The sequence below is a fragment of the Variovorax sp. OV329 genome (genome assembly GCF_900114785.1).
GTDB lineage: Bacteria > Pseudomonadota > Gammaproteobacteria > Burkholderiales > Burkholderiaceae_C > Variovorax.
Genome location: NZ_FOUG01000006.1, coordinates 146,170 through 172,843, shown reverse-complemented (window position 1 = coordinate 172,843; position 26,674 = coordinate 146,170). Strand labels below are relative to the sequence as shown.

Here is a 26,674-nt window from a genome sequence, read left to right as displayed (position 1 = left end):
AACAACACCAACATCCATGCGCCGTGCCGACCGCCTCTTCCAGATCGTGCAGCTCATCCGGGGCCGCCGCCTCACCACCGCGGCCTTTCTGGCACAGCGGCTGGAGGTGTCCGACCGCACCATCTACCGCGACGTGGCAGACCTGCAGACGCAAGGCGTGCCCATCGAGGGCGAGGCCGGTGTGGGCTATCGGCTGGGCACCGGCTTCGACCTGCCGCCGCTGATGTTCACGCAGGACGAAGCCACCGCACTGGTGGCAGCAGCGCGGCTGGCACAGAGCTGGGTGGACCCGGCCATGGCACGCGACATCCAGACGGCCATCGGCAAGGTCGTGTCGGTGCTGCCTCCGGTGGCCAGGGCCTCGGCCGAAAGCCTGGCGCTGTTCGCGCCCGCGCCGTCGTGGGCGCTGGACGACGCCACGCGCATGCGCCTGCAGACCCTGCGCGAGGCCGTGCAATCGCGCAACAAGCTGCGCATGCGCTATCACGACGTGATCGGCTCGCCCACGCAGCGCATCGTGCGGCCGCTGGGCTGCTTCTACTGGGGCAAGGTGTGGACCTTCTCGGCCTGGTGCGAACTGCGTGAGGATTTCCGCGGCTTTCGCATCGACCGCATCGACGACATCGAAGTGATGCCCGAGCGCTTCCGCGACGAAGACGGCAAGACCCTGGCAGAGATGCTGCGCCGGCTCGAAGCCGATCCGACGCGCTCCATGGTCTAGTAGTCGCTGCCGCCGCCCGCGAGGTTCTCGAACTTGGTCAGCGGCTTCAGGAAGGCGAGCTTGACCGTGCCGGTGGGCCCGTTGCGGTGCTTGCTGATGATCACCTCCGCCACGCCCGGCTCCTTCGAGTCCTTGTTGTAATAGTCGTCGCGGTAGATGAACATGATCAGGTCCGCGTCCTGCTCGATGGCGCCCGACTCGCGCAAGTCGCTCATCATGGGGCGCTTGTCGGTGCGGCTCTCCACGCCGCGCGAGAGCTGGGACAGCGCGATCACCGGGCACTTGAGCTCCTTGGCCAGCATCTTCAGGCCGCGCGAGATTTCGCCCACCGCCGTGGCGCGGTTCTCGTCGTTCATGCTGGTGGACACGCTCATCAGCTGCAGGTAGTCGACCACGATCAGCCCCAGGCGCCCGTACTGGCGCGCCAGGCGGCGCGAGTTGGCGCGCAGCTCGCTGGTGGTCAGGCCCGGCGTCTCGTCGATGTGCAGCGACACCGTGCGCAGCTTCTCGATGGCCTCGGTCAGCCGCGGCCATTCCTCGTCGGTGAGCTTGCCGGTTCGCAGGTGCCCCTGGTCGATGCGGCCGATGGAGCCCACGATACGCACCGCCAATTGCGAAGCGCCCATTTCCATCGAGAACACCGCCACCGGCAGGCCCTCGTTGATCGCCACGTTCTCGGCGATGTTGATGGCCAGCGAGGTCTTGCCCATCGAGGGACGCGCGGCCAGCACGATCATGTCGCCGGGCTGCAGGCCCGAGGTCATCTTGTCGAACTCGTAGAAGCCGGTGCGAACCCCCGTGATGTCGTTCGGGTTGTCCGCCATCTCGGTCACGCGGTCCAGCAGCTCGACCACCAGGGTGTCCATGCTCTGGAAACCCTGCTTCATCCGCGTGCCTTCCTCGCCGATGTTGAAGATCTTCTGCTCGGCTTCGTCCAGGATCTTGTCGACCGCCTTGCCCTGCGGATTGAAGGCGTTGGTGGCGATCTCGTCGCTGGCAGAGACCAGCTTGCGCAGGATCGAGCGCTCGCGAACGATCTCGGCGTAGCGGCGGATGTTGGCCGCGCTGGGCACGTACTGCGCGAGCGAGTTCAGGTAGACCAGCCCGCCGATCTCGTCGGACTTGCCCAGGTTCTGCAGAGTTTCGTAGACGGTGATCACGTCCGCCGGCTTGCTGGCGTTGATCAGCTGCTCCATCGCCGTGAAGATCAGCTTGTGCTCATGCCGGTAGAAGTCGCCTTCCACCAGCAGGTCGCCGATGCGGTCCCAGGCGCCGTTGTCCAGCAGCAGGCCGCCCAGCACGCTGGACTCGGCCTCGATGGAATGCGGGGGAACGCGCAGCTTGGCCACCTGGCGGTCGGCCGAGGGGTCGTTGTCTGCGTACGAGAAAACTGCTGACATAGATTTCCTGGAACCTTCCATGCTACGGCGCACGAGGCGATCCGTCATGGGACAAGGCTGTGAATAACCGGTGATCTTCCAGTGCACCGGGCGGGACAACCCGGGGCAGGCAAAAACAAAGGCCGCCCGGAGGCGGCCTTTGCACGGGCGCACGCCGCGAGGCGTGCGCGGTATCGATCAGGCGCTTTCGCCGTAGACCGTGACGGTGATGTCCACGACCACGTCGGTGTGCAGTGCCACCGACACGGCGCTGTCGCCCACGACCTTGATCGGGCCGTTGGGCATGCGCACCTGGGCCTTCACCACCTTGTAGCCGAGCTTGTTCAGCTCTTCGGCGATGTCGCCGTTGGTGACCGAGCCGAACAGGCGGCCGTCCACGCCGGCCTTCTGCGTCAGCTTGATCGAAGCGCCGGCGAGCTTCTCGCCCTGGGCTTGCGATTCGGCCAGCTTGGCAGCGGCGGCCTTCTCGAGTTCGGCGCGCTTGGCGGCGAATTCAGCCTTGTTGGCTTCGGTGGCGCGGCGGGCACGGCCGGCGGGGATCAGGAAGTTGCGGGCGTAGCCGTCCTTGACCTTGACGATGTCGCCGAGGGCTCCCAGGTTGACAACCTTGTCCAGAAGAATGACTTGCATGCGGTTCTCCTTAGACGCGGTGCTGGTCGGTGTAGGGCACCAGCGCGAGGAAGCGGGCACGCTTGATCGCGGTGTTCAGCTGGCGCTGGTAGATGGCGCGCGTGCCGGTCAGGCGAGCGGGAATGATCTTGCCGTTCTCGCCGATGAAGTCACGCAGCGTGTCCACATCCTTGTAGTCGATCTGTTCGACGCCGGCGACGGTGAAGCGGCAGAAGCGCTTGCGCTTGAACAGCAGCGACTGGGTGTTGCGCTTCGGGCGCTTGTCTTTGTTGAATTTCTTGAACGTGGCCATTTCGGGACCTCTTTCGAAAATTAATCTTGCTGAAAATCCTGGATGTGCAGAACCGGATGCTTGGCCGAACCTGGAGTGGCGAGGAAGCCCTGGAATCGCCAGAGACTTCCGAGCGCCTGCCCTGCGAGCCGTTCGGCATTGCTGCCGAAGGCGACGGCCTTGAGGGCCGCCTTCACCTGCCTGCTTTGCCCGGCATCCTGGACCGTGGACTCGTGTTCGAGCTTCAGGTCGAGGGCCGGCACTCCGGCGGGCGTGTATCGCAAGGATCCGCGTTCGGCGAGGCAGGCAGTCAGCACCAGCTGATTGGCTGCCACAGCGGCGCTCGCATCAACCGTTGTTGTTGGCGGCGTATTCGGCCTGCTGAGCCTTGCGGGCTTCTTCGCGCTCGACGGTCTTCATCATGGCGGAAGGAGCGGTGTCGGCCTTCTTCTTCTGCACGGTCAGGTGGCGCAGCACGGCGTCGTTGAACTTGAAGGCGTGCTCCAGTTCAGCCATCACGGCCTGGTCAGCCTCGATGTTGACGCACAGGTAGTGGGCCTTGTTCAGCTTGTTGATCTGGTAGGCCAGCTGGCGACGACCCCAGTCTTCCACGCGGTGGATGCTGCCGCCGCCGGCGGTGATCATGCCCTTGTAGCGCTCCAGCATGGCCGGAACTTGCTCGCTCTGATCCGGGTGGATGAGCAAAATGATTTCGTAGTGACGCATGGCACTCCTTTTGGGTTTGGGCCTGGCATCGGGCCGCATCCATGGCGTGCGAACGGTACGGGCAGCAAGCGGCTGCCTTGCAAGAAGCCTGGGCTCCTGCACGATTCGCGCCCCTGGATTGCAACTCGGCCGCCTGGCGGAGGTTGAAAGCCACCTGCAGCGTCAAATTGCAGTGTGGCAAGGCGAAGCCCAACATTCTAGCAGCCTTTGGCCGCCGCTGGCTAGGTCTGAGGGGCGGGGCGGCCGGGTGACTCAGATGCCCAGGGCTCGGTCCAGTTCCAGCGCCCGGTCGGCCCCGACGGCCGCACGGATCTTGGGCGCCAGGCCCACCAGTTCTTCCCAGGTGGCTGCGGCCTCGACCGCCAGGTTGAGCTTGAAGCCCCGAAGGCCCAGGCCGGCGGTCAGGCGGGTGGCAACCGGATAGGCCTGCTGGTAGCGCTGCTGGTGGGAGAGTCCCGGTTCGGATGCAGCGCCCCCGGCAGCAGCGGGCGCATCGGCAGGCGTCGCGACGGCAGTCGCGGGCGCCATGGCCGGCTGCCCAGCCGCCGGGACCAGCAGCCCGAGCGACATCATCTGTTCCACGTCCTCCCGGGTCACGCCCAGGCCGGCACCGATCACATCGTCCATCGAGCGCTTGCCGTCGAAGAGGATGAAGGCCGAACGCTGCCGCGGCGTGACGCTGACGGATCGGTCCTTGAGGGCCTGCTGCCCCGTGTCGCTCTTGCAAAGGATCATGGATGTTTTCTCGAAGTGGATGCTGACCTGTTAGCGAGACCCGTGCCGTGGGCCTTCTTCGTGAAAACTCAGCAAAACGTCTTCCCCCTATTTGTCGCAGAATGTGACACAAGTTAGCCACCATTAGCAATTCCGTCTTCCCTGACGCGGGCCTGACGACAGCCAAAGCGTGAAAAAGGGTGTGGTCCGGCGGCAACAACCACCGGAGCACACCCTGATGACGCTGTCAGCGCTTACTTGCCGGCCGCCGCCAGTTGCTGCCAGGTGTCGATCACGCTGTCAGGATTGAGCGAGATCGACTCGATGCCCTGCTCGGCCAGCCACAGCGCGAAGTCCGGATGGTCGCTGGGGCCCTGGCCGCAGATGCCCACGTAGGCGCCCTTGGCCTTGCAGGCCTGGATGGCACGCGAGAGCATGGCCTTCACCGCCGGGTCGCGCTCGTCGAAGTCGGCCGCGAGCAGCTCCAGGCCGGAATCGCGGTCCAGGCCCAGGGTGAGCTGGGTCAGGTCGTTGGAGCCGATCGAGAAGCCGTCGAAATACTCCAGGAACTCGTCCGCCAGGATCGCGTTGCTGGGCACCTCGCACATCATGATCAGCTTCAGGCCGTCTTCGCCGCGCTTGAGGCCTTGCGCCGCCAGCAATTCGGTCACGCGTGCCGCCTGGCCGAGCGTGCGCACGAAGGGCACCATGATCTGCACGTTGGTCAGGCCCATGTCGTCGCGCACGCGCTTGAGCGCCTCGCACTCCATGGCAAAGGCCTCGCCGAAGTCCTTGCTGATGTAGCGCGCCGCACCGCGGAAGCCCAGCATGGGGTTCTCTTCCTCCGGCTCGTAGCGCGATCCGCCGATGAGCTTGCGGTACTCGTTGGACTTGAAGTCCGACAGGCGCACGATCACCTTCTTGGGCCAGAAGGCCGCGGCGATGGTGGCCACGCCCTCCGTCACCTTGTCGACGTAGAAGGCGCGCGGCGAGGCATGGCCGCGGGCCACCGACTCCACCGCCTTCTTCAGGTCGTTGTCGACATTGGGATAGTCGAGGATCGCCTTCGGGTGCACCCCGATGTTGTTGTTGATGATGAACTCCAGGCGCGCCAGGCCCACGCCTTCGTTGGGCAGCTGGGCGAAGTCGAAGGCCAGCTGCGGGTTGCCGATGTTCATCATGATCTGCACGTCGATCGGCGGCATCTCGCCGCGCTGGACCTCGGTGACCTCGGTCTCGAGCAGGCCGTCGTAGATGTGGCCGGTGTCGCCTTCGGAGCAGCTCACGGTCACCAGCGTGCCGTCCTTGAGCAGCTCGGTCGCGTTGCCGCAGCCCACCACGGCCGGGATGCCCAGTTCGCGGGCGATGATGGCCGCGTGGCAGGTGCGCCCGCCGCGGTTGGTGACGATGGCGCTGGCGCGCTTCATCACCGGCTCCCAGTTCGGGTCGGTCATGTCGGTGACCAGCACGTCGCCGGGCTGCACCTTGTCCATCTCGCTGATGTGATGCACCAGGCGCACCGGGCCGGTGCCCACCTTCTGGCCGATCGCGCGGCCCTCGGCCAGCACGCTGCTGCGACCCTTGAGCTTGTAGCGCTGCTCGACCTTGCCCTGCTGCTGGCTCTTCACCGTCTCGGGGCGCGCCTGCAGGATGTAGAGCTGGCCGTCGGTGCCGTCCTTGCCCCACTCGATGTCCATCGGGCGGCCGTAGTGCTGCTCGATGACCAGGGCGTACCGGGCCAGCTGCTCGACATCGGCGTCGGTGAGCGAATAGCGGTTGCGCTGCTCGGCGGGCACGTCGGTGGTCTTCACCAGCTTGCCGCTGGCGGCCTTCTCGGCCGCGGTGGCGAACTCCATCTGGATCAGCTTGGAGCCCAGGTTACGGCGGATCACCGCACGCTTGCCGGCCTGCAGCGTCTGCTTGTGCACGTAGAACTCGTCGGGGTTGACGGCGCCCTGCACCACCGTCTCGCCCAGGCCGTAGCTGGAGGTGATGAAGACCACATCCTGGAAGCCCGACTCGGTGTCGATGGTGAACATCACGCCGGCCGCGCCCAGGTCGGAACGCACCATGCGCTGCACGCCCGCCGACAGGGCCACCACGTCATGGGCAAAGCCCTTGTGCACGCGGTAGCTGATGGCGCGGTCGTTGTAGAGGGAGGCGAACACCTCCTTCATCTTGTGCAGGATGTCCTCGATGCCCACCACGTTCAGGAAGGTCTCCTGCTGGCCGGCGAAGGAGGCGTCGGGCAGGTCCTCGGCCGTGGCGGAGGAACGCACCGCGAAGCTGGCCTGCGGATTGCCCGCGCTCAGCTTGGCGAAGGCCTCGGTGATGGCCTTCTGCAGGTCGGCCGGGAAGGGCTGGGCCTCGACCATGGCGCGGATCTCTGCGCCGGCGGTGGCCAGTGCACGCACGTCTTCGGTATTGAGTTCGGCCAGGCGCTTGTTGATGCGGTCAGCCAGGCCGTCGTGCGCCAGGAACTGGCGGAAGGCATGGGCAGTGGTCGCGAAGCCCGTGGGCACGCGCACGCCCTGGGGCAGCTGAGAGATCATTTCGCCGAGACTGGCGTTCTTGCCGCCAACCGACTCGACGTCGGTCATTCTCAGGTTCTCGAACGGTACGACCAGGGCGGCCGCGTCGAAGAGTGCAGACATGGGAAAGCTCCTAAAGTTGAAAGCGGTGTCCCATGCGGACGGCAGCGCACGATCGTTCTCGTTGCTCTGGGTGCGTTGGCGGCTGGCATGGAGGTGGAATCGTTCTGGTGCCAGGCCCGGCCCATGACCGGAAGTCCTGATAATGGCCGGAATTGTAGGCGCGCCCGCAATCGGAGCGCTGCCGAGGACCCGAGCGCCGACCCACATGACCAACCGCACCGTTTTCTTCGTCTCCGACGGCACCGGCATCACGGCCGAGACTTTCGGCAATGCCGTGCTGGCGCAGTTCGAGATCAGGCCGCGCCACGTGCGCCTGCCCTTCACCGACACGGTGGACAAGGCCCACCAGGCGGTGCGGCAGATCAATCACACGGCCGAGCATGAGGGCGTGCGCCCGCTGGTCTTCACCACGCTGGCCAACACGGAAATCCTCGAGGTCATCGAAAACGGCTGCAAGGGCATGCTGCTGGACATGTTCGGCACCTTCGTGCGGCCGCTCGAGATCGAGCTGGCAATGAAGTCCAACCACCGCATCGGCCGCTTCAGCGACGCCAGCAAGAGCAAGGAATACAACGAGCGCATCGCCGCGATCGACTTCAGCCTGGCGCATGACGACGGCCAGAGCAACCGCGACCTCGAAGGCGCGGACGTCATCCTGGTGGGCGTGAGCCGCAGCGGAAAGACGCCGACTTCGCTCTACCTGGCCATGCAGCACGGCCTGAAAGCGGCCAACTACCCGCTGATTCCCGAGGACTTCGAGCGCAAGCAGCTGCCGCCGGCGCTCATGCCCCATCGCAAGAAGATCTTCGGCCTGACCATTCAGCCCGAGCGCCTGTCCGAGATCCGCAACGAGCGGCGCCCCGACTCCCGCTACGCCAGCCTGGAGAACTGCCGCAACGAGGTGTCGGAGGCCGAGGCCATGATGCGCCGCTCGGGCATTCGCTGGCTCTCCACGACCACCAAGTCGATCGAGGAGATCGCCACCACCATCCTGCAGGAGCTGCGGCCGGAGCGGCTCATCTACTGAGGCCGCCCCCGCCCTGCCCCTGCGCCGCCTCAGGCCGGCGCCGAGGTGCGAATCAGGTGGTCGAAGGCGCCCAGCGCGGCCTTCGCCCCATCGCCGGCGGCGATGATGATCTGCTTGAAGGGCACTGTGGTCGCGTCGCCCGCGGCGAACACGCCGGGGATCGAGGTCTGGCCGCGTGCGTCCACGATGATCTCGCCGTGGCGCGAGAGCTCCAGCGTGCCCTTGAGCCAATCGGTGTTGGGCACCAGGCCGATCTGGATGAACACACCTTCCAGCTCCACCGCGTGCACCTCGCCGCTCGTGCGGTCCTTGTAGTGCAGGCCGTTCAGCTTCTGGCCGTCGCCGGTGATCTCGGTGGTCTGCGCGTTGGTGATGACCTTCACGTTGGGCAGGCTGCCGAGCTTGCGCTGCAGCACCGCGTCAGCACGCAGTTGCGTGTCGTACTCGATGAGCGTCACATGGCCCACGATGCCGGCCAGATCGATGGCCGCTTCCACGCCGGAGTTGCCACCGCCGATGACCGCCACGCGCTTGCCCTTGAAGAGCGGGCCGTCGCAGTGCGGGCAGTAGGCCACGCCCTTGTTCTTGTATTCCTGCTCGCCCGGCACGTTGATGTTGCGCCAGCGCGCGCCGGTCGACAGGATCACGCTGCGGCTCTTCAGCGTGGCGCCGCTTTCCAGCTTCACCTCGATGAGGTCGTCGCCGGCCACCAGGCCCTTGGCACGCTGCAGGTTCATGATGTCCACGTCGTAGTGGCGCACGTGCTCTTCAAGCGCCAGGGCGAATTTCGGCCCCTCGGTCTCCTTGATGGAGATGAAGTTCTCGATGCCCATGGTGTCCAGCACCTGGCCACCGAAGCGCTCGGAGGCCACGCCGGTGCGGATGCCCTTGCGCGCCGCATAAACGGCCGCCGCGGCGCCGGCTGGGCCGCCGCCGACGATGAGCACGTCGAAGGGGTCCTTGGCGTCGATCTTCCTGGCCTCGCGCTCGACACCGCTGGTGTCGATCTTGGCCAGGATCTCTTCCAGCGTCATGCGGCCCTGGCCGAACTCGGTGCCGTTGAGGAAGACGGTGGGCACGGCCATGATCTGGCGCTCCTTCACCTCGTCCTGGAACAGCGAGCCGTCGATCATGGTGGCGCGAATGCGCGGGTTCTGCACGGCCATCAGGTTCAGGGCCTGCACGACGTCCGGGCAGTTGTGGCAGGTCAGCGAGATGTAGATCTCGAAGTCGAAGTCGCCGTCGAGCGCACGGATCTGCTCGAGCACTTCCTTGTCGACCTTGGGCGGGTAGCCGCCCACCTGCAGCAGCGCCAGCACCAGCGAGGTGAACTCGTGCCCCATGGGCAGGCCGGCAAAGCGCGGGCCGTGGTTCTCGCTCGGGCGGTTGATGGAGAAGGAGGGCTTGCGATGCGTGTCGTCGCGGCTTTCGGTCACGCGGACCAGCGGCGAGGACTCGGCGATGTCCTTGAGCAGCGCCTGCAGTTCGACCGAGGCCTTGCCGTCGTCCAGCGAGGCAACGATCTCGATCGGTTGCGTGGCGCGTTCGAGGTAACTCTTCAATTGGGCTTTGGTGCCTGCGTCGAGCATGAAGGATTCACTTTCTCAAAGACGAAAAACGGAAACGAAAAAGCCCGGGCACGGGAGCGCACCCGGGCTTTTCAGAGGGAACAGTCGCTTGTCGGAAAAGCGGCTTAGATCTTGCCGACCAGGTCCAGCGAAGGCTTCAGCGTGGCAGCGCCTTCTTCCCACTTGGCGGGGCAGACTTCACCGGGGTGGGCGGCCACGTACTGGGCAGCCTTGACCTTGCGCAGCAGGTCCTTGGCGTCGCGGCCGATGCCTTCGGCGGTGATTTCCACGGCCTGGATGACGCCTTGCGGGTCGACGATGTAGGTGCCGCGATTGGCCAGGCCCTGGTCTTCACGCAGGACTTCGAAGTTGCGGCTGATCGCCAGCGTCGGGTCGCCGATCATCGGGTACTGGATCTTGGCGATGGTTTCCGACGAGTCGTGCCAGGCCTTGTGGGTGAAGTGGGTGTCGGTCGACACCGAGTAGATCTCCACACCCAGGTCCTGGAACTGCTTGTAGTAGTCAGCCACGTCGCCCAGCTCGGTGGGGCAGACGAAAGTGAAGTCGGCCGGATAGAAGAAGAAGACCGCCCACTTGCCCTTCACATCGGCGTCGGAGACTTCGATGAACTTGCCGTTCTTGAACGCGCTGGCTTTGAAAGGCTTGATTTGGGTGTTGATCACGGACATTCAGTAGTTCCTCGGGTGGTTAAAAAGACTTGCGAGGCCATAGTATAAACACTGATACGCCATCATTTCGATAGACATGATCTATTAAAATCATTGCCCAGGCCTATGTTTTTTTGAACAGTGCCCCCGCCACCGGCCAGCTGCAAACACGAACGCCTATCAGCCTCACACGCATGCAGAACGCCTTGACGGGGGCATAGGCGCGTGAGCTTGCAGCCCACCACCTTCGCCCGGGAGAATCCCTACTCACACCATAAGAAGGAAAAGATCATGAAGGGCGACCCCAAGGTCATCGAACACCTGCAGGCCCAGCTGAAGAACGAGCTGACGGCCATCAACCAGTACTTCCTGCACTATCGGATGCTCAAGCACTGGGGCCTGGACAAGCTGGCGAAGAAGGAATACGACGAGTCGATCGGCGAGATGAAGCACGCGGACATGCTCATGGACCGCATCTTCTTCCTGGACGGCCTGCCCAACCTGCAGGACCTGGGCAAGCTGCGCGTCGGCGAGGACGTCCCCGAGATCCTGTCGTGCGACCTGGCCTCGGAGCAAGGCGCGCAAGCCACCATCAAGGACGGCATCGCGCATTGCGAGTCGGTGCGCGACTATGTCTCGCGCGACCTGCTGCAAAAGATCCTGGACGACACCGAGGAACACATCGACTTCCTCGAAACCCAGATCGACCTGGTCACGAAGGTCGGCCTGCAGAACTACCTGCAGTCGCAGATGGGCGAGATCGAGTAGCTTCGTTCAGCGGATTTGCCATGGATTGGGGCCTTCGGGCCCCTTTTCTTTGCCTGCGCTTTACATGCAAATGGAAGTCATTCTCATCTGGGTGGCTAGAATCGGCGGCTGCCCACCATGTCCGCCTCCCCCTCACCTTCCCGCCGCCGCGCCTATTGGCTCAAGACCTTGCATGAATGGCATTGGGTCAGTTCCGCGATCTGCCTGGTGGGACTGCTGCTCTTCAGCATCACCGGCTTCACGCTGAACCACGCCGGCCAGATAGAGGCCAAGCCGAAGGTGCAGAGCAAGGTTGTCCAGCTCGAGCCCGCGCTACTGCAGCAGGTGACCGGGCACCTGCCCGCAGCGCAGGCCAACAAGGACCGCGCCGAGCTGCCAAGCGCGCTGCGCGCCTGGATCAAGGACCAGTGGGACGTCGACACGCAGGGCCGCGAGGCCGAGTGGTCGAAGGAAGAGGTCTACCTCTCGCTGCCGCGCCCGGGCGGCGATGCCTGGCTGCGCCTGAACCTACAGGACGGCGAGCTCGAATACGAGCGCACCGACCGCGGCTGGCTCTCCTACTTCAACGACCTTCACAAGGGCCGCAACACCGGCGTGGCCTGGAGCTGGTTCATCGACATCTTCGCCGCGGCCACGCTGGTCTTCTCCATCACCGGCCTCTTCATCCTGAAGATGCACGCGGGCAACCGGCCCTTCACCTGGCCCATGGCGGCGCTGGGGCTGGTCATCCCGGTGCTGCTGGCGCTGCTGTTCATCCATTGATCCAACCATCCATCGAGGACTCTTTCGTGCAAGTTCGCTATTCCCTGGCCCTCGCGTCCCTGCTGGGCGCGCCCGCCTTCGCCGCCGGCCTCAACGTGAGCATCGAGATTCCGCGCCTGGAGGTGGCCGAGTACCACCGCCCCTACGTGGCCGCGTGGGTGGAGCGCCCGGACCAGACCGTGGCCGGAACCCTGGCCGTCTGGTACGACGTGAAGAACAAGGGCAATGCCGAGGGCGAAGGCACGAAGTGGCTCAAGGACATTCGCCAGTGGTGGCGCCGCGTCGGCCGCGAACTCGCGATGCCGGTGGACGGCGTGAGCAGCGCGACGCGCCCCGCGGGCAAGCAGCAGATCCAGGTCACCGAAGGCTCGGTGCAACTGCCCAAGCTGGCACCCGGCGCCTACAAGCTCTACGTGGAAGCCGCGCGCGAAGTGGGCGGCCGCGAGATCGTCAGCATCCCCTTCCAATGGCCACCGGCCAAGGCGGAACAGGCCAGCGCCGCCGGCAGCAGCGAGCTGGGCGAAGTGCGGCTCGAACTCAAGCCCTGACGAAGAAGCAAGAAGCGAATTCCCGGTCCCACCAACCCTCCAGGTACACCATGAAAAACATCCTTCGCTACGCCGCGATCGCCATTTCCCTGACGGCCACCGCCTTCGCCGTGCAGGCCCACAACGTCTGGCTGCTGCCCTCGAGCACCGTGCTGTCGAAGGCCGACTGGATCACGGTCGACGCGGCCGTCTCCAACGACCTGTTCTTCTTCAACCATCGCCCGCTGGGGCTGGACACCCTCGCCATCACGGCGCCTGACGGCAGCAGCGTGCCGCCGGAGAACGTGGGCAAGGGCAAGCTGCGCAGCACCTTCGACCTGAACCTCACGCAGACCGGCACCTACCGCCTGGCGGTGATCAACGAGGGCGTGTTCGCCCGCTGGAAGGACAAGGCCACCGGCCAGGTCAAGCGCGCGCGCGGCACGCCCGACAACATCGCGTCGCAGGTTCCGGCCGACGCGCAGGAAGTGGAGATTACGCAATCGGCCGGCCGCATCGAGTCCTTCGTGACCGTCGGCAAGCCCAGCGCCTTGCGTCCCAGCGGCAAGGGGATGGAACTGATTCCGGTAACCGCCCCCAGCGACCTGGTCAAGGGCGAGAAGGCCAGCTTCAACCTGCTGATCGATGGCCAGCCGGCGCGCGACGTCGAGGTCACGGTGACTGCCGGCAGCACGCGCTACCGCGACAAGGTGGGCGAGCAGGCCCTGAAGACCGACGCCAACGGGCAGTTCAACATCACCTGGCCCTCGGCGGGCATGTACTGGCTGGAAGCCAACACGCAGGACAGCAAGACCTCGGTGGCACGCGCCAAGGAACGCCGGCTGAGCTACGCAGCGACCCTGGAGGTCATGCCCTGACCGGCTTCTCGTCGACGCCTGTCGCCACCGGCGGCGCCTACGCGGTGCGCGCCGGCGCCGGCTATGCCGCGGTGCGGCCACCGCGTGCGGCCGACGCGTCCACCGTGCAGGACCTGTCCGGCCGCACGATGGGCACGCTCTGGTCGCTGCGATTGGACAACCCCCGCATGCTGGCGCTGGAGGCGGTGCGCGAGTGCGTCGAGCGCTGCTTCGATCGCGTGATCGCGCAGATGAGCACCTGGGAAAGCGGGTCCGACATCTGTCGCTACAACCGTGCGCCGGCAGGCAGCACGCACGAGCTGGCACCCGAATTTTTCCAAGTGCTCGACTGCGCATGGCACTGGGCCTCGGCCAGCGAGGGCGCCTTCGACCTGACAGTGGGTCCGTTGATCGGCCTGTGGGGCTTTGGCGCGCAAGCCCGGCCGGCAGCCCTGCCCACGGCGCAAGCACTCGAATCTGCACGACGGCAGGTGGGATGGCAGCGTTTGAGCTTCGACCGCGACGCTGCGACGATTCATCAGCCCGGCGGCATCGCGCTCGACCTTTCCGGCATTGCCAAGGGCTTTGCGGTCGACCATGCGTGCGCTGCACTGCAGGCGATGGGCCTGTCCGATTTCCTTCTCGAAGTGGGCGGCGAATTGCGCGCCAGCGGAAGGCGGCCCGATGGAAGCGCCTGGCGGGTCCAGGTGGAGACGGCAGAGGGCCTGGGCACGGCGGTCGCGCTGCACGGCGACATGTCGATCGCCACTTCCGGCGACCGCTGGCACCGTCACGGCCACGACGGCCAGCACTGGTCGCACACCATCGATCCCCTAAGCGGCCTCCCCGTGCAGCATGGCCTGGCCGGCGTCAGCGTGCTGCATCGCGAGTGCATGCAGGCGGACGCCCTGGCCACGCTGCTGACCGTGCTGGGGCCGGAAGAGGGCATGGCGTTCGCACGGAAGCACGAGGTCGCGGCCCTGTTCGTCACCCGGCTGGCCGATGGTGCCCTGAGGCAGCAGGCAACGGCGCGCTGGGTGGACGTCGCCACTGCCCGCGCATGAGCGAACTGGCCTGGCGCGCGGCCGGCGCGGCCGCCACCCTGCTCGCCTACGCGGGCCTGTGCGTGGGCACCTTTCGCCGCGAGTCCCGCCGAGCCGCGCAGACTGCCGAACGCGCGGCAGCGCTCGCAGGCACCGGTGAACGAGCGCCCACCCTGGTGCTCTACGGCAGCCAGACCGGCCAGGCGGAAGCCCTGGCCTGGCAGACGGCCGGATGGCTGAAGGCGCAAGGCGAGCCGGTGCGCGTGTGCTCGCTCAACGAGATCACTTCGCCCGAACTGCAATCGGCGCAGCGCGCCCTCTTCGTTGCCAGCACCTACGGCGAAGGCGATGCGCCCGATGGTGCCAGCGTGTTCGACGAACGCGTGATGTCCACGGCAGCCTCCCTGCCGGATCTGCGCTTCTCGGTGCTGGCGCTGGGCGATCGGCAGTACACGCACTTCTGCGGCTTCGGCCGCCGGCTCGACGCCTGGCTGCGAAGCACCGGCGCGAAGCAGGAGAACGAATGCCTGGAGGCAGACAACGCAGACACGGCCGCCCTGGACACCTGGCGCCACCGCATCGGCGGCCAGCGCGCGACTTCGCAGGCTGACGATGCCGCGATCGCCTGGCGCCTGCTCGCACGCGAACAGCTCAACCCCAGCAGCCAGGGTGCCCCGCTCTTTCACGTGGCCCTGGTTCCCGCGCAAGGCGAACTCCCGGAATGGCAGGCCGGCGACCTCGTGCAACTGACGGTCCCGGGCGATCCCGCGCGGCCACGCGACTATTCCATCGCATCGATTCCGCAGGACGGCGAACTGCAGCTCCTGGTACGCCAGGAGCGCCACCCCGACGGCCGGCTGGGTGCCGCTTCGGGCCTGCTGACCCAGACCCTGCCGGTGGGCGGCAGCCTGCCGATGCGCATCCGCCCGCACACCAACTTCCGGCTGGGCGACAACGCCCAGCGGCCCCTGATCCTGGTGGGCAACGGCAGTGGCCTGGCAGGCCTGCGGGCACATCTTCGCGAGCGGGCCCGGCAAGGACGGCACGACAACTGGCTCCTCTACGGGGAGCGGCATTCCCAATGGGACCGGCCCTGCCACGCCGAACTGGCGCGATGGGAGCGGGACGGCGTGCTCGAGCGCCTGGAACTCGTGTTCTCGAGGGACCAGCCCGAGCGTCGCTACGTACAGCATCAACTTCTCCAGGCCAGCGAGGAACTGATGGCCTGGCTGGCACGCGGCGCGGCCCTCTACGTTTGCGGCAGCCTGCAGGGCATGGGCAGCGGCGTGGACGCGGCGCTGCGGCAGATCGCTGGTGACGCGGCGGTTGCCGAGCTGAATGCCCAGGGTCGGTATCGGCGCGACGTTTACTGAACAAGCATGTCCAAATCGTTGCCGAGGCGCCACGAAAACCAAAGTTCCTCGAACTTAGGTAACCATTCGTTATTGCGAGTGATTATCATTTGATGAGTTCGCATTTGCTGCGACCCAGCTCACCAGCCAGTCCATCATGCGCACCCCGCGCCAGTCGGGGTGCCTTGTGCCTGCTTGACACGCCAGACGAGCTCTCGTTTCCCCCGCTTCATTTCGGAGAGCTTTTTCATGGCTTACATCAAGAGTCGCAAGCACGCGGCCGTGCCCGCGCGCACGCCCCTGTCCACCGCAGCCGCCGCCACACTGGTCGCACTCAGCCTGCCGGTGGCCGCACAGACCAACAGCACCCTCAAGGAAGTCCGCGTCGAAGGCGCCAGCTCGGAGTACCGGACGGAAGAATCGTCCAATCCCAAGTTCACCGCGCCCCTGGTCGACACGCCCAAGACCATCCAGGTGGTGCCTGAGCAGGTCATCCGCGAGCAGGCCGCCACCACGCTGACCGAAGCGCTACGTAACTCCCCCGGCGTCAGCACCTTCTTCCTCGGCGAGAACGGCAACACCAACACCGGCGATGCGATCTTCATGCGCGGCTTCGACGTGTCGGGCAGCATCTTCGTGGACGGCGTGCGCGACGTAGGTTCCTTTTCGCGCGACGTGTTCAACATCGAATCGGTCGAGGTGGTGAAGGGCTCCAGCGGTACCGACGTGGGCCGCACCTCGCCCGGCGGCTACATCAACATGATCAGCAAGAAGCCGACGCTGCAGGACTCGCTCAGCGGCTCGGTGGGCTTCGGCAGCGGCAGCTACAAGCGCGCCACCGTGGACTGGAACAAGGTCATCAGCGGCGCGGACGGCTCGGGCACGGCCCTGCGGATCAACGCGTTCAAGGAAGATTCCGGCACAGCCGCGCGGGACGAGGTCAAGACCGACCGCTGGGGCTTTGCCGGCTCGCTGGCCTTCGGCCTGAACTCGCCCACGCGCGTCATCCTGGACTACCTGCACATGGACCAGAACAACGTGCCGGACGGTGGCGTGCCCACCATCGGCCTCCCGGGCTACACGACGCCCGATCCGACGCGCCAGTTCATCACCAGCGCGCCCATGGTGCGCTCGCGCAATTTCTACGGCACCTCGTCGGACTTCGACAACGTGAAGGGCGACATGCTGACCGCGCGCGTCGAGCACGACATCAGCCCGAACATGACCCTGCGCAACATCACGCGCTGGGGCGAGACCTCGCAGGACTACTACCTGACCGCCTTCATGGGCAGCTCGGCCAACCTGCGCACGCCCAACCCGAACGACCTGTCGACCTGGACCATTGCGCGCAGCAACCCGACCAACAAGGACCAGGAAAACAAGATCATCAGCAACCAGACCAACCTCACGGCGAAGTTCGACACCGGCTCGGTGAAGCACTCGCTGAGCACCGGCCTGGAACTGACGCGTGAAGAGCAGAGCGCCAACCTCTTCTACGCCGCGGGCTTCGCCGGCGTGGTCGCGCTGGCACCGGCCAACCTGTACGCGCCCAACCCGAACATCACGCCGTTCAACCGCGTCCACAACGGCACCGGCAACAAGGGCACCACGGACACGGTGGGCGTGTATGTCTTCGACACCGTCACGCTGACGCCCAACTGGCTCATCAACGCCGGCGTGCGCTATGACCACTACAGCACCGATTACAACGGCACGACCCGCACCGGTACCGGCCCGATCACGGCCACCTCGCTGAGCACCTCGGGCGACATGTGGTCCGGGCAGCTGGGCCTGATCTACAAGCCGGCGGAAAACGGCAGCATCTACGTGTCCTACGGCACCTCCGCCCAGCCGCCGGGCGGCCTCAACTTCCAGTTGGCCGCCACCGGCAACAGCGCCAACCGCACCGACTTCGACCCGCAGGAGACCAAGACGGCCGAAGTGGGCACCAAGTGGGACGTGCTGGACAAGAAGCTGGGCCTGGCGGCCGCGCTGTACCGCACCGACATCGAGAACGAGGTCATTCCCAATCCGGAAAACTCGCTGCAGTTCATCCAGGGCGGGAAGAAGCGCGTGCAGGGCATCGAGCTCTCGGCCGCCGGTGCCATCACCGACCGCTGGGGCGTGAGCGCCGGCTTCACGACGATGGACACCAAGATCGTCAGCGGCCCCACCGTCACCCAGGACGGCAGCAGCGTGATCGCCTACACGCCCAAGAACGCCTTCAGCCTGTGGAGCACCTACCAGCTGCCCTACAACATCCTGCTGGGCGGCGGCGCCCGCTACGTGGGCGAGCTGCACCGCGGCACCGACGGCGCCATCGGCACGCCGACCACCATCGAGGACTACTGGGTGTTCGACGCCATGGCCTCCTGGCGCGTGAACAAGAACTTCGAGCTGCAGCTGAACGTCTACAACCTGTTCGACAAGGAATACGTCGCGGCCATCAACAAGAGCGGCTATCGTTACGTGCCGGGCGTTCCCCGCTCGGCCCGCGTGACCGCCAACTTCTACTTCTGATGAAGACCGGCGGCGGGCCCTCGGGCCCGCCCGGAGCGTGAACCTGCGCCCTGGCCCCTAGGCCGGGGCGTTTCCATTTGGAGAGGCAGGCAAGAAATGATGCTGCATGTTCCCGGCGTACTGAACGCCGCCCAGGTGCGCGAAGTGCGCGCCGCCCTCGATTCGGCCGACTGGGTGGACGGGCGGGAAACCGTCGGACCCCAGGGCGCACAGGTCAAGCGCAACCGGCAGCTGCCCGAGCACTCGCCCGTCGGCCGGGAGCTGGCCAAGGGCATCCAGGCGGCCGTGCTGCAGAGCGCGCTGTTCTTCTCCGCCGCCCTGCCCCTGCGCTTCGTTCCGCCCCTTTTCAACCGCTACGAGGGCGGCGAGCACTACGGCCTGCACGTGGACGGCTCGATCCGCTCGGTGCCCGGCACCGGCGAGCGGCTGCGCACCGACCTGTCGTGCACCCTCTTCCTGTGCAACCCCGAGGACTACGAGGGCGGCGAACTCGAGGTGGTCGACACCTACGGCACCCACGAGGTGAAGCTGCCGGCCGGCGACCTGATCCTCTACCCGTCCAGCAGCCTGCACCGGGTGAAGCCGGTGACCCGCGGCGCCCGCATCTGCTCCTTCTTCTGGCTGCAGAGCATGGTTCGAAACGACGAGAAGCGGCGCATGCTCTTCGATCTGGACCAGACCATCCTGAAGCTGCGCGCCCGCGCGGGGGAAAGCGAGGAAGCCGTGGCGCTCACCAGCCACTATCACAACCTGCTGCGAATGTGGAGCGAAATCTAGGGCGGCGCAGGAACCAGGGGCGAGGGCGGCCCCGTCGACTCCATAGTTATTGCAAATGCGAGGAATTCGTATTTATAATCGTGGCACACCATCAACAGCCAGCCAGTCCTCGCTCTTCTTGCCATGATCGTCTGTGTGTGCCGTCGAATTTCTGACCGCGAGATCGCGCGTCACGCGCGTGCGGGTATGAGCTTCGACGAAGTCCAGCTCGAACTTGGCGTCGCCACCCAGTGCGGCCAATGCGAAGGTTGTGCGCGGGACGTCGTTGCCCAGTGCAGCGCGTCGCATCCGGTCGCTGCCCTGCATTGCGATGCCAGCCCGGTTGTCGTCCAGCTCGCCAGCTCCATCACGGAAAGCCGGGCATGGCACTCGTCGCTGTCGTCTGCAGCCTGATCCTGGTCCTCGGATCGGCTTGGTGGATCTTTCATAAATAGTGGCCTGCATGGGCCGCTGGCGGGCACCTTGCGTGGCCGCGTCTAGTCATATGGTTCATCGTGTCTGACCGCTTTCAATCGTCGCCGTCCGGGCTCTCGCGAACTGCAGTGATCGCCGGTGGCGTGGTGCTCTTCCACGCGGCCGCCCTCTGGGCCCTGCAGGCGGGCCTGCTGCGGCGGGCCGCCGAGGTGGTGGTGCCCACGGTCATCATGACCCAGTTCATCGACCCGCCCAAGCCGGTCGAGCCGCCTCCGCCCCCTCCCCCGCCCCCACCGCAGCCCAAGAAGGAAGTGGTCAAGGCACCGCCGCCGCCGAAGCCCCAGGCCATCCGCGACCCCAGGCCGGCGCCGGCCGCCCCGGTGGGCGTGGTCGAGCCCCAGCCGCCCGCGCCGCCCCTGGCGCCGCCGGCGCCTCCCGCGCCACCGGCTCCGCCGCCGGCGCCGCCCGCGCCCAAGGTTGTTGAAGTCGGTGAGAGCGACGTGCGCTACATCCGCGAACCGCATTTGACCTTCCCAGCAATGAGCAAGCGGATGGGCGAGTCGGGCACGGTGATCATCGAGGTCTACTTCAACGCCGAGGGTGTACCGAAGAAGGCGGAAATCCACAAATCGAGCGGGTTTGACCGCCTCGATCAGGCTGCGCGCGACGCGGTCATGGGGTCGCGTGTCACGCCGATTCGTCGCCCTGGCGCCGACGAGTCGACGCTGTACATGTTCAGGGCCCCCATCAATTTCAGACTTTCAAACTAGCTTCGGAGTAGCTTCATATGGACACCCAATTCGGCCTGATGCACCTGTGGGCGCAAGGCGATCTCGTCACCAAGGCGGTCGCCCTCCTGCTCGTGGGCATGTCGCTCGCCTCCTGGATCGTGATCCTGGTCAAGGCCATCGACGTCATCCGCTACAAGCGCCAGGCCCGCCGCTCTTCGGACTTCTGGCACAGCGAGGACTTCGCCACCGCCATGGCCAAGCTGGGCAAGGACGACGGCAACCCCTTCCGCGCCCTGGCGCTGGAAGGCCGTGAAGCCACCGCGCACCATCGCAACACCAAGGCCCACCTGCACGACACGCTCGACGTCAGCGACTGGGTGACCCGGTCGCTGCGCAACACCATCGACGAGTTCACCGCCCGCCTGCAAAGCGGCCTGGCGGTGCTGGCCTCGGTGGGCTCCACCGCGCCTTTCATCGGCCTGTTCGGCACGGTGTGGGGCATCTATCACGCGCTGATGAGCATCGGCACGGCCGGCCAGGCGACCATCGACAAGGTGGCCGGCCCGATCGGCGAAGCGCTGGTGATGACGGCCCTGGGCCTGGCGGTCGCTATTCCCGCGGTGCTGGGCTACAACGCGCTGGTGCGCGGCAACAAGTTCGTGCTGACCAAGCTCAACAGCTTCGCCCACGACCTGCACGCCTACTTCGTGACCGGTGCCCGCGTGCAGGCTGGCGGCGAGTCCACCGTGGTCGCGCTCAAGAAGGGCTGATCGCCATGGCTTTCGGGACGCAAGACGAAACCGATGACGTGATGAACGAGATCAACATGACGCCGCTGGTCGACGTCATGCTGGTGCTGCTCATCATCTTCATCATTACCGTGCCGGTGATGAAGCACGCCGTGAACATCGACCTGCCGCGCGCCAGCAGCGAGCGGGAATTGACCAAGCCGGACAACATCCTGTTCAGCGTGGCCGCCGACGGCAGCTACTACTGGAACGAGCAGAAGGTCAGCGACGCCGAGTTCGCCACCCGCCTGGCCACCGAGGCCGCCAAGGATCCCCAGCCCGAGCTGCACATCCGCGGCGACAAGGAAGTGCGCTACGAGCGCGTGGCCCAGGCGATGTCGCAGGCGCGCGAAGCCGGCATCCAGAAGATCGGCTTCATCACAGAGCCCAAGGCACAGCAATGAGAGGCATCTTGTTTCGCATTTTTTCCATCGGGTCGATTGACTTTTGAATGCGAACCATTATCATTTAGACATCGACACCGCAAAAGCTCGCCTGTCTCATGCAAACCAACCTCAGCTCCTTCAACGCCACCCATCGTCCGATGCCCGCCGTGGCCGCCTCGGCCTTGAACGAGCCCGCTGACCACCCGGTCACGCTGGTCGAGAGCACCGAACTCCTGCGGGGCAACAAGACGGTGGGCATCCTGCACAACGGCTCGCTCTACCGCCTGCAGGCCACCAAGCTCGGCAAGCTGATCCTCACCAAGTAGGCCCGATCAGCTGCCCCGGTTTCATCGTGGGGCGACTTGAGGGGAAGCCATTTCTCCAAGGGTCGTTTTTTGCTAGCCAAAGGTTCGCCGCCGCCAAGCATTTTTTCCTCACGACACTGCCCAAAACAAAAGCCGCCGACCCGAGGGTCGGCGGCTTTTTTTGTTGAGCTCGCAGGATCAGAGGCCGAGGGCGGCGATGCCTGCGCGGGCGACCTGCGCATCCTCGTTGGACTTCACGCCGCTCACGCCCACGGCGCCGATGACCTGTCCGTCCTTGACGATCGGCACGCCGCCTTCGAGCAGGCCCTGCACTGCGGGCACGGTGAGGAAGGCGGTGCGGCCGCCGTTGACGATGTCCTCGTAGCCTTTGCTCTCGCGGCGGCCCATGGCGGCCGTGTGGGCCTTGGCCGGTGCGATGTGCGAGGACAGCGCTGCGGCGCCATCCAGGCGCTGCAGCCACAGCAGGTTGCCCGCGTCGTCGGCGATGGCGATGGTCACGGCCCAGTTGTTCTTCAGGGCTTCGGCTTCGGCAGCGGCGGCAACGGCCTTGACGTCTGCAAGTTCGAGAAAGTGTTTGGTCTTCATGGATGGATACTGGCTGCTAGGGCGGGAAAGCCCACGAGCATAACGCGCCATGCCTGCCAGTAGCCCTACGACTTGTAGGATCACCGCACAGCGGTTATTTGCAACCCCTGCCCTTGCACTTGCCTAGAATCGTCCTTACCTGTCGATACGGCAGCTACAAGGAGATCTGATCCATGAACGACCGCGTCACCACCCTCGGCAGTTCGCAAGGTTACGGGCTTGGCCTTGACCAGGCGCAGCGCCAGCGCGTCCTGCGCAACACCTATTGGTTGCTGGCCCTCAGCCTCATCCCGACGGTGCTGGGTGCCTGGCTGGGCGTGGCCACGGGCATCACCGCCGCGCTCACCGGCGGCCTGGGCCTGATCGTCTTCCTGGGCGGCGCCTTCGGCTTCCTCTTCGCCATCGAGAAGACCAAGAACTCCGCCGCCGGCGTGCCGGTGCTGCTGGGCTTCACCTTCTTCATGGGCCTGATGCTCTCGCGCCTGATCGCGATGGTGCTGGGTTTCAGCAATGGTGCCCAGCTGGTGATGACCGCCTTCGGCGGCACCGCGGGCGTGTTCCTGGTGATGGCCACGCTGGCCACCGTGATCAAGCGCGACCTGTCGGGCATGGGCAAGTGGCTCTTCGTCGGCGCGCTGGTGCTGATGGTGGGCGCCATCATCAACGTCTTCGTCGGCTCCACCGCCGGCATGGCCGCCATCTCGGTGGCAGCCATCGGCATCTTCTCGGCCTACATGCTGTATGACCTCAAGCAGATCATCGACGGCGGCGAGACCAACTACATCAGCGCCACCCTGGCCCTGTACCTGGACCTGTTCAACGTGTTCCAGAGCCTGCTGGCCCTGCTGGGCATCTTCGGCGGCGAACGCGACTGAGCGCGCTTCCAGTCGAACGAAAAAAGGGCCCTCGGGGCCCTTTTTCATTGCTGGCGCGCGGCTGCTACTGCGGATCGGCCAGTTCGAACACCGCCATCGACTCCACGTGCGCCGTGTGGGGGAACATGTTGATCACCCCCGCATGCGTGCAGCGGTAGCCCGCCTGGTGCACCAGCAAGCCCGCATCGCGCGCCAGCGTGGCCGGATTGCAGCTCACGTAGACGATGCGGCGTGGCGGGCGCCAGCCGCCGGGCGCGGGCGCTTCTTCCGGATGCTCCACGCGCTGCTGGTGCAGGTCGGCCAGCGCCTTGGCCAGGGCGAAGGCACCCTCGCGCGGCGGGTCCACCAGCCAGCGATCGGCGTAGCCGTCGCGCACCAGCATCTCTGGCGTCATCTCGAACAGATTGCGGGCGACGAAAGCCGTCGGGCAGAAGCTTCGGCCTTCGCCGGCGGCGGCCCTGTTGGCCTGGTAGTTGTCGGTGGCGCGACCCACCAGGGTGTCGCTGCCTTCGATGCCCAGCACCTCCCGGGCCTGCGTCGCCAGCGGCAGCGTGAAGTTGCCCAGGCCGCAGAACCAGTCGATGACGCGCTCGTCCTTGCGCACATCCAGCAAGCGCAACGCACGCGTGACCAGCACGCGATTGATGTGCGGATTCACCTGGGTGAAGTCGGTGGGCTTGAAGGGCATGCGCACGCCGAAGTCGGGCAGCTCGTAGTGCAGCGCGGGGCTGTCTTCATCCAGCAGGCGCACCGTCTCCGGGCCCTTGGGCTGCAGCCACCATTGCACGCCCTCGTTCACCTCGGCAAACGCCTTCAGGCGGCCGATGTCGCCCTTGGACAGCGGCTCCAGGTGGCGAAGCACCATCGCGATCACGCCCAGTTCGGTGGACCCCGGCGCCTCGCCGCAGGCCAGCTCGATCTGCGGGCAGGTCTCGCGCGCATCGAGCGAGCCGATCAGCCCGCGCAGCGGCACCAGCATGTCGCTCACCCGCTTGGGCAGCACCGGGCACACCGTCATGTCCGCGATGTAGCGGCTCTTGCGCTCGTGAAAGCCGATGAGCACCGTTCCCTTCTTGATCACGTGGCGCACCGACAGGCGCGCGCGGTAGCGGTAGTGCCAGGCGGGGCCTTCCAAGGGGCGCAGCAGGTTCTCGGGCTTGACCTTGCCCAGGTGCCAGAGCTGGTCCTCCAGCGCGCGCTGCTTCACCGCCACCTGCGCGGCCGCGTCCAGGTGCTGCATCTTGCAGCCGCCGCAGGCGCCAGCATGCAGGCCGAAATGCGGGCAGCCGGGCCGCACGCGCTGCGAGGACTCGCGGCGCATGCCGCTGAGCACGCCCTGCTCCCAGTTGTTCTTGGTGCGCAGCAGCTTGAACTGCACTTCCTCGAAGGGCAGCGCGCCTTCGATGAACACCACCTTGCCATCGGGCTTGCGCGACACGCCCTGTGCGTCCAGGTCGAGCGACTCCACCTGCAGCCACTCGCTTTCCTCGTGGGGAACCGGGCTTTTCTTCTGTTTCGAATCCGTCATGCCTGGATTGTCTCAGGCCGACCACCCACACCTGCGAGTGGGCTACAGGAAGGCGTCCCGCCCCACGCCCGAGCGCGCGAGCTGGCGGCGCATCTTGGCCAGCGCCTCGTTCTGGATCTGCCTCACGCGCTCGCGCGTGAGGCCCAGGCGCACGCTCAGCACCTCCAGCGTCTCGGGCTCGCGGTCATGCAGGCCGTAGCGACCCTCCAGTACCTCGCGCTCGCGCTCGCTGAGGGCCTGCACCCACTGGTTGAGCAGGCGCTCCATCTCGTGGGCCTGCGTCACGCCGGTGGGATCGGCGCCATCGTCGTCGGAAGCCACGGTATCGGCCAACGTGAAACCGGGCTCGCCTCCGTGGTCGCTGGCGGCATCGAGCGAACGCGGCGCCTCGGCCAGCGCGAGCAGTTCGGACACTTCTTGCGCATCACGGCCGAGCAGCGCAGCCACGTCTTCCACCCGCACGCCGTCGGGACGGCTTTCCGCGAAATGCGGATCGGCCTCCAACGATCGGCGCGCGCGCAGGACCTGCTGCAACTCGCGCACCACGTGAACCGGCAGGCGGATGGCGCGACTTTGCATCATGGCCGCGCGCTCCACCGACTGGCGGATCCACCAGGTCGCGTAGGTCGAGAAGCGAAAGCCCCGCTCGGGCTCGAACTTGGTGATGGCGTGCATCAGGCCCAGATTGCCCTCCTCGATCAGGTCGATGAGCGGTACGCCGCGTCCCAGATAGCCCTTGGCAATGTTCACCACCAGGCGCAGGTTGTGTTCGATCATCGACTGCCGCGCCTCGAAGTTGCCCGCGCGCGCGGCGCATGCGCAGCGGTACTCTTCTTCAGGGGTGAACAGCTCGGTGCGGCGGACTTCGCGCAGGTACTGCGTGAGCGAGTCACCGCCTTCGCTGGCCTGCTGCCCGGACAGGTCGTTCAGGGCGATCTCGGGGGTGCCATCGGACAGCTCTGCAGAACTGCCTTCGACCTCCTCGCCGTCGGCGTGGCCGTTGCCGTCGGGCTGCGCGTCCCCCGAACCGTTCAGTGTTGGGCCTCGGCCCGCTGACCCACGCACAACCGATGTGCGGCGGGTGCGCGGGGTGGCCATTGCATCACCTTGAGGGGAGGTAGCGAGCCGGATCGACCGGCTTGCCCTGACGACGGATTTCGAAATGCAGCTTCACGCGATCGGCATCGCTGTTGCCCATCTCGGCGATCTTCTGGCCCTTTTGCACCGACTGGTCTTCCTTCACCAGCAGCGCCTGGTTGTGCGCATACGCGGTGAGGTAGGTGTTGTTGTGCTTCAGGATGATGAGGTTGCCGTAGCCACGCAGCCCTGCGCCCGCATAGACCACGCGGCCGTCGGCCGCGGCCAGCACGGCATCGCCAGCACGGCCGCTGATGTCCAGGCCCTTGTTCTTCACGTCGTCGAAACCGGCGATGAGCTGGCCCTGGGCCGGCCAGATCCAGCCGAGATCGTCGTCACCGGTCGAAGCCACCGGTGGGGTCGGCTTGGCAGGCGTGGTGTTGGTTGCAGCGGACGAAGGCGGCGCCCCGGCCACGGCCGCGCCAGCGGCGCCTGTCGTCGTCGCCACGCCAGGCGTTGCGCTTCCGGCTGCGGATGGCGCCCCTGCCACGGCCACTGCGGGCGTTCCGGGCGTCGGCGGCGCCGCGCCCGCAGGCGGAACCACGCGCAGCACTTGGCCGACTTCGATCAGGTTGGCGTTCTCGAGATTGTTCCACTTGACGATGTCGCGCCAGTTCTGCCCCGTTTCCAGGCCGATGCGCATGATGGTGTCGCCCGGACGCACGGCGTAGTAGCCGGGCTTGCCGTAGTTTTCGATGCCGGGCAAGGGCTTGCCATTGGCATCGACCGTGATCGGCGGGACGGGCATGCCGGGGGCGCCGGCCTGCGCGGACGATGCAGCTGGCGGGCGGCCGGCGGCGCCGCGATCTTCAACGGGAGCAGGCGTGCGTGGGTTGGTGCAGCCAGAAAACACGAGCGCCATTGCCACGCAAGCGAAGGCAAAAGAAGCCCGACGACCAAGACCCTGCATGCATATCCT

Annotated in this window: 29 protein-coding genes; 16 read left to right on the top strand and 13 right to left on the bottom strand. The window is 66.1% G+C overall.

Translation table 11 applies throughout. The annotated features are described in order from the left end of the window. The first annotated feature begins 16 nt into the window (after positions 1 to 16). Complete coding sequence (locus BM345_RS12385) at positions 17 to 721, top strand: helix-turn-helix transcriptional regulator (RefSeq protein WP_093379888.1); 705 nt, start codon at positions 17 to 19, stop codon at positions 719 to 721. On the opposite strand, the gene dnaB is transcribed toward BM345_RS12385, so the two are convergent. The 7 genes from dnaB to ppsA form a co-directional block, all read right to left on the bottom strand. Then, positions 718 to 2,121: a replicative DNA helicase gene (gene dnaB / locus BM345_RS12380; RefSeq protein WP_093379885.1), complete on the bottom strand. Its 1,404-nt coding sequence runs from the start codon at positions 2,119 to 2,121 to the stop codon at positions 718 to 720. The genes BM345_RS12385 and dnaB overlap by 4 nt on opposite strands. Before the next feature lie 177 nt (positions 2,122 to 2,298). Continuing rightward, on the bottom strand, positions 2,299 to 2,751 hold the full coding sequence (gene rplI / locus BM345_RS12375; protein WP_093379883.1) for a 50S ribosomal protein L9: 453 nt from the start codon (positions 2,749 to 2,751) through the stop codon (positions 2,299 to 2,301). 10 nt (positions 2,752 to 2,761) lie between these two features. Continuing rightward, positions 2,762 to 3,043, bottom strand: coding sequence for a 30S ribosomal protein S18 (rpsR, locus tag BM345_RS12370; protein ID WP_093379880.1), 282 nt, complete (start codon positions 3,041 to 3,043; stop codon positions 2,762 to 2,764). Between the two features lie 20 nt (positions 3,044 to 3,063). Then, positions 3,064 to 3,357: a primosomal replication protein N gene (priB, locus tag BM345_RS12365; protein ID WP_254789708.1), complete on the bottom strand. Its 294-nt coding sequence runs from the start codon at positions 3,355 to 3,357 to the stop codon at positions 3,064 to 3,066. Between the two features lie 13 nt (positions 3,358 to 3,370). After that, positions 3,371 to 3,748 (bottom strand): 30S ribosomal protein S6, encoded by a 378-nt coding sequence (gene rpsF, locus BM345_RS12360; RefSeq protein WP_093379877.1) that lies wholly within the window; start codon positions 3,746 to 3,748, stop codon positions 3,371 to 3,373. Between the two features lie 252 nt (positions 3,749 to 4,000). Next, positions 4,001 to 4,483 (bottom strand): hypothetical protein, encoded by a 483-nt coding sequence (locus tag BM345_RS12355; protein ID WP_093379875.1) that lies wholly within the window; start codon positions 4,481 to 4,483, stop codon positions 4,001 to 4,003. A gap of 233 nt (positions 4,484 to 4,716) precedes the next feature. Next, complete coding sequence (gene ppsA / locus BM345_RS12350) at positions 4,717 to 7,116, bottom strand: phosphoenolpyruvate synthase (protein WP_093379872.1); 2,400 nt, start codon at positions 7,114 to 7,116, stop codon at positions 4,717 to 4,719. A gap of 205 nt (positions 7,117 to 7,321) precedes the next feature. Between ppsA and BM345_RS12345 the strand changes: the two genes are divergently transcribed. After that, the gene (locus BM345_RS12345) at positions 7,322 to 8,143 is read left to right on the top strand and encodes a posphoenolpyruvate synthetase regulatory kinase/phosphorylase PpsR (protein WP_093379869.1); all 822 of its coding nucleotides are present in this window, start codon (positions 7,322 to 7,324) and stop codon (positions 8,141 to 8,143) included. Between the two features lie 29 nt (positions 8,144 to 8,172). Here the strand turns inward: BM345_RS12345 and ahpF are convergent, their stop codons facing one another. Both ahpF and ahpC read right to left on the bottom strand, forming a co-directional pair. Further along, a complete protein-coding gene (gene ahpF / locus BM345_RS12340) occupies positions 8,173 to 9,732 on the bottom strand; it encodes an alkyl hydroperoxide reductase subunit F (RefSeq protein ID WP_093379866.1) in 1,560 nt (519 codons plus the stop codon). A 104-nt stretch (positions 9,733 to 9,836) separates the two neighbouring features. Next, on the bottom strand, positions 9,837 to 10,400 hold the full coding sequence (gene ahpC, locus BM345_RS12335) for an alkyl hydroperoxide reductase subunit C (RefSeq protein WP_093379864.1): 564 nt from the start codon (positions 10,398 to 10,400) through the stop codon (positions 9,837 to 9,839). Between the two features lie 270 nt (positions 10,401 to 10,670). Here ahpC and bfr point away from each other — a divergent pair, with 270 nt between their 5' ends. From bfr to hemP, 13 genes are all read left to right on the top strand, one after another. Further along, complete coding sequence (gene bfr, locus BM345_RS12330; RefSeq protein WP_093379861.1) at positions 10,671 to 11,147, top strand: bacterioferritin; 477 nt, start codon at positions 10,671 to 10,673, stop codon at positions 11,145 to 11,147. Between the two features lie 117 nt (positions 11,148 to 11,264). Next, positions 11,265 to 11,909 carry a PepSY-associated TM helix domain-containing protein gene (locus BM345_RS12325; protein ID WP_093379858.1) on the top strand — a complete coding sequence of 215 codons (645 nt, stop codon included), beginning with the start codon at positions 11,265 to 11,267 and terminating at the stop codon, positions 11,907 to 11,909. Positions 11,910 to 11,935: 26 nt separating this feature from the next. Continuing rightward, positions 11,936 to 12,457, top strand: a complete 522-nt coding sequence (locus BM345_RS12320) for a DUF2271 domain-containing protein (protein WP_093380191.1) — start codon at positions 11,936 to 11,938, stop codon at positions 12,455 to 12,457. Between the two features lie 50 nt (positions 12,458 to 12,507). Beyond that, positions 12,508 to 13,314, top strand: a complete 807-nt coding sequence (locus tag BM345_RS12315; RefSeq protein WP_093379855.1) for a DUF4198 domain-containing protein — start codon at positions 12,508 to 12,510, stop codon at positions 13,312 to 13,314. 44 nt (positions 13,315 to 13,358) lie between these two features. Further along, positions 13,359 to 14,357, top strand: a complete 999-nt coding sequence (locus BM345_RS12310) for an FAD:protein FMN transferase (protein WP_254789707.1) — start codon at positions 13,359 to 13,361, stop codon at positions 14,355 to 14,357. Then, positions 14,354 to 15,709, top strand: a complete 1,356-nt coding sequence (locus tag BM345_RS12305; RefSeq protein WP_093379852.1) for a sulfite reductase subunit alpha — start codon at positions 14,354 to 14,356, stop codon at positions 15,707 to 15,709. The genes BM345_RS12310 and BM345_RS12305 overlap by 4 nt, the downstream gene beginning before the upstream one ends. Before the next feature lie 228 nt (positions 15,710 to 15,937). Next, on the top strand, positions 15,938 to 18,208 hold the full coding sequence (locus tag BM345_RS12300; RefSeq protein ID WP_093379849.1) for a catecholate siderophore receptor Fiu: 2,271 nt from the start codon (positions 15,938 to 15,940) through the stop codon (positions 18,206 to 18,208). A 96-nt stretch (positions 18,209 to 18,304) separates the two neighbouring features. Continuing rightward, positions 18,305 to 18,985 carry a Fe2+-dependent dioxygenase gene (locus BM345_RS12295; RefSeq protein ID WP_093379847.1) on the top strand — a complete coding sequence of 227 codons (681 nt, stop codon included), beginning with the start codon at positions 18,305 to 18,307 and terminating at the stop codon, positions 18,983 to 18,985. Between the two features lie 123 nt (positions 18,986 to 19,108). Continuing rightward, a complete protein-coding gene (locus BM345_RS12290) occupies positions 19,109 to 19,378 on the top strand; it encodes a (2Fe-2S)-binding protein (protein ID WP_093379844.1) in 270 nt (89 codons plus the stop codon). Between the two features lie 149 nt (positions 19,379 to 19,527). After that, entirely contained in the window at positions 19,528 to 20,169 is a 642-nt protein-coding gene (locus tag BM345_RS12285) for an energy transducer TonB (protein ID WP_254789706.1), read from the top strand. Between the two features lie 17 nt (positions 20,170 to 20,186). Further along, on the top strand, positions 20,187 to 20,900 hold the full coding sequence (locus BM345_RS12280; RefSeq protein WP_093379840.1) for a MotA/TolQ/ExbB proton channel family protein: 714 nt from the start codon (positions 20,187 to 20,189) through the stop codon (positions 20,898 to 20,900). Between the two features lie 5 nt (positions 20,901 to 20,905). Beyond that, positions 20,906 to 21,322 (top strand): ExbD/TolR family protein, encoded by a 417-nt coding sequence (locus BM345_RS12275; protein WP_093379838.1) that lies wholly within the window; start codon positions 20,906 to 20,908, stop codon positions 21,320 to 21,322. 140 nt (positions 21,323 to 21,462) lie between these two features. Further along, entirely contained in the window at positions 21,463 to 21,630 is a 168-nt protein-coding gene (gene hemP / locus BM345_RS12270; protein ID WP_254789715.1) for a hemin uptake protein HemP, read from the top strand. Between the two features lie 177 nt (positions 21,631 to 21,807). Here the strand turns inward: hemP and BM345_RS12265 are convergent, their stop codons facing one another. Next, positions 21,808 to 22,215, bottom strand: a complete 408-nt coding sequence (locus BM345_RS12265) for a GlcG/HbpS family heme-binding protein (RefSeq protein WP_093379833.1) — start codon at positions 22,213 to 22,215, stop codon at positions 21,808 to 21,810. Positions 22,216 to 22,388: 173 nt separating this feature from the next. Between BM345_RS12265 and BM345_RS12260 the strand changes: the two genes are divergently transcribed. After that, positions 22,389 to 23,090 (top strand): Bax inhibitor-1/YccA family protein, encoded by a 702-nt coding sequence (locus BM345_RS12260; protein WP_093379830.1) that lies wholly within the window; start codon positions 22,389 to 22,391, stop codon positions 23,088 to 23,090. A 64-nt stretch (positions 23,091 to 23,154) separates the two neighbouring features. On the opposite strand, the gene rlmD is transcribed toward BM345_RS12260, so the two are convergent. From rlmD to BM345_RS12245, 3 genes are read right to left on the bottom strand one after another with little or no spacing between them, the layout of a single operon-like run. Further along, on the bottom strand, positions 23,155 to 24,618 hold the full coding sequence (gene rlmD / locus BM345_RS12255) for a 23S rRNA (uracil(1939)-C(5))-methyltransferase RlmD (protein ID WP_093379828.1): 1,464 nt from the start codon (positions 24,616 to 24,618) through the stop codon (positions 23,155 to 23,157). 42 nt (positions 24,619 to 24,660) lie between these two features. After that, positions 24,661 to 25,716 carry a sigma-70 family RNA polymerase sigma factor gene (locus BM345_RS12250; protein WP_175544980.1) on the bottom strand — a complete coding sequence of 352 codons (1,056 nt, stop codon included), beginning with the start codon at positions 25,714 to 25,716 and terminating at the stop codon, positions 24,661 to 24,663. Between the two features lie 4 nt (positions 25,717 to 25,720). Further along, positions 25,721 to 26,665 (bottom strand): peptidoglycan DD-metalloendopeptidase family protein, encoded by a 945-nt coding sequence (locus BM345_RS12245; RefSeq protein ID WP_093379825.1) that lies wholly within the window; start codon positions 26,663 to 26,665, stop codon positions 25,721 to 25,723. Positions 26,666 to 26,674: the final 9 nt, after the last annotated feature.

Coding starts and splice junctions, on each gene's coding strand:
- BM345_RS12385 (WP_093379888.1), top strand. CDS start 17: ATGCGCCGTGCCGACCGCCTCTTCCAGATCGTGCAGCTCATCCGGGGC.
- dnaB (WP_093379885.1), bottom strand. CDS start 2,121: ATGTCAGCAGTTTTCTCGTACGCAGACAACGACCCCTCGGCCGACCGC.
- rplI (WP_093379883.1), bottom strand. CDS start 2,751: ATGCAAGTCATTCTTCTGGACAAGGTTGTCAACCTGGGAGCCCTCGGC.
- rpsR (WP_093379880.1), bottom strand. CDS start 3,043: ATGGCCACGTTCAAGAAATTCAACAAAGACAAGCGCCCGAAGCGCAAC.
- rpsF (WP_093379877.1), bottom strand. CDS start 3,748: ATGCGTCACTACGAAATCATTTTGCTCATCCACCCGGATCAGAGCGAG.
- BM345_RS12355 (WP_093379875.1), bottom strand. CDS start 4,483: ATGATCCTTTGCAAGAGCGACACGGGGCAGCAGGCCCTCAAGGACCGA.
- ppsA (WP_093379872.1), bottom strand. CDS start 7,116: ATGTCTGCACTCTTCGACGCGGCCGCCCTGGTCGTACCGTTCGAGAAC.
- BM345_RS12345 (WP_093379869.1), top strand. CDS start 7,322: ATGACCAACCGCACCGTTTTCTTCGTCTCCGACGGCACCGGCATCACG.
- ahpF (WP_093379866.1), bottom strand. CDS start 9,732: ATGCTCGACGCAGGCACCAAAGCCCAATTGAAGAGTTACCTCGAACGC.
- ahpC (WP_093379864.1), bottom strand. CDS start 10,400: ATGTCCGTGATCAACACCCAAATCAAGCCTTTCAAAGCCAGCGCGTTC.
- bfr (WP_093379861.1), top strand. CDS start 10,671: ATGAAGGGCGACCCCAAGGTCATCGAACACCTGCAGGCCCAGCTGAAG.
- BM345_RS12325 (WP_093379858.1), top strand. CDS start 11,265: ATGTCCGCCTCCCCCTCACCTTCCCGCCGCCGCGCCTATTGGCTCAAG.
- BM345_RS12315 (WP_093379855.1), top strand. CDS start 12,508: ATGAAAAACATCCTTCGCTACGCCGCGATCGCCATTTCCCTGACGGCC.
- BM345_RS12305 (WP_093379852.1), top strand. CDS start 14,354: ATGAGCGAACTGGCCTGGCGCGCGGCCGGCGCGGCCGCCACCCTGCTC.
- BM345_RS12300 (WP_093379849.1), top strand. CDS start 15,938: ATGGCTTACATCAAGAGTCGCAAGCACGCGGCCGTGCCCGCGCGCACG.
- BM345_RS12295 (WP_093379847.1), top strand. CDS start 18,305: ATGATGCTGCATGTTCCCGGCGTACTGAACGCCGCCCAGGTGCGCGAA.
- BM345_RS12290 (WP_093379844.1), top strand. CDS start 19,109: ATGATCGTCTGTGTGTGCCGTCGAATTTCTGACCGCGAGATCGCGCGT.
- BM345_RS12280 (WP_093379840.1), top strand. CDS start 20,187: ATGGACACCCAATTCGGCCTGATGCACCTGTGGGCGCAAGGCGATCTC.
- BM345_RS12275 (WP_093379838.1), top strand. CDS start 20,906: ATGGCTTTCGGGACGCAAGACGAAACCGATGACGTGATGAACGAGATC.
- hemP (WP_254789715.1), top strand. CDS start 21,463: ATGCCCGCCGTGGCCGCCTCGGCCTTGAACGAGCCCGCTGACCACCCG.
- BM345_RS12265 (WP_093379833.1), bottom strand. CDS start 22,215: ATGAAGACCAAACACTTTCTCGAACTTGCAGACGTCAAGGCCGTTGCC.
- BM345_RS12260 (WP_093379830.1), top strand. CDS start 22,389: ATGAACGACCGCGTCACCACCCTCGGCAGTTCGCAAGGTTACGGGCTT.
- rlmD (WP_093379828.1), bottom strand. CDS start 24,618: ATGACGGATTCGAAACAGAAGAAAAGCCCGGTTCCCCACGAGGAAAGC.
- BM345_RS12250 (WP_175544980.1), bottom strand. CDS start 25,716: ATGGCCACCCCGCGCACCCGCCGCACATCGGTTGTGCGTGGGTCAGCG.
- BM345_RS12245 (WP_093379825.1), bottom strand. CDS start 26,665: ATGCAGGGTCTTGGTCGTCGGGCTTCTTTTGCCTTCGCTTGCGTGGCA.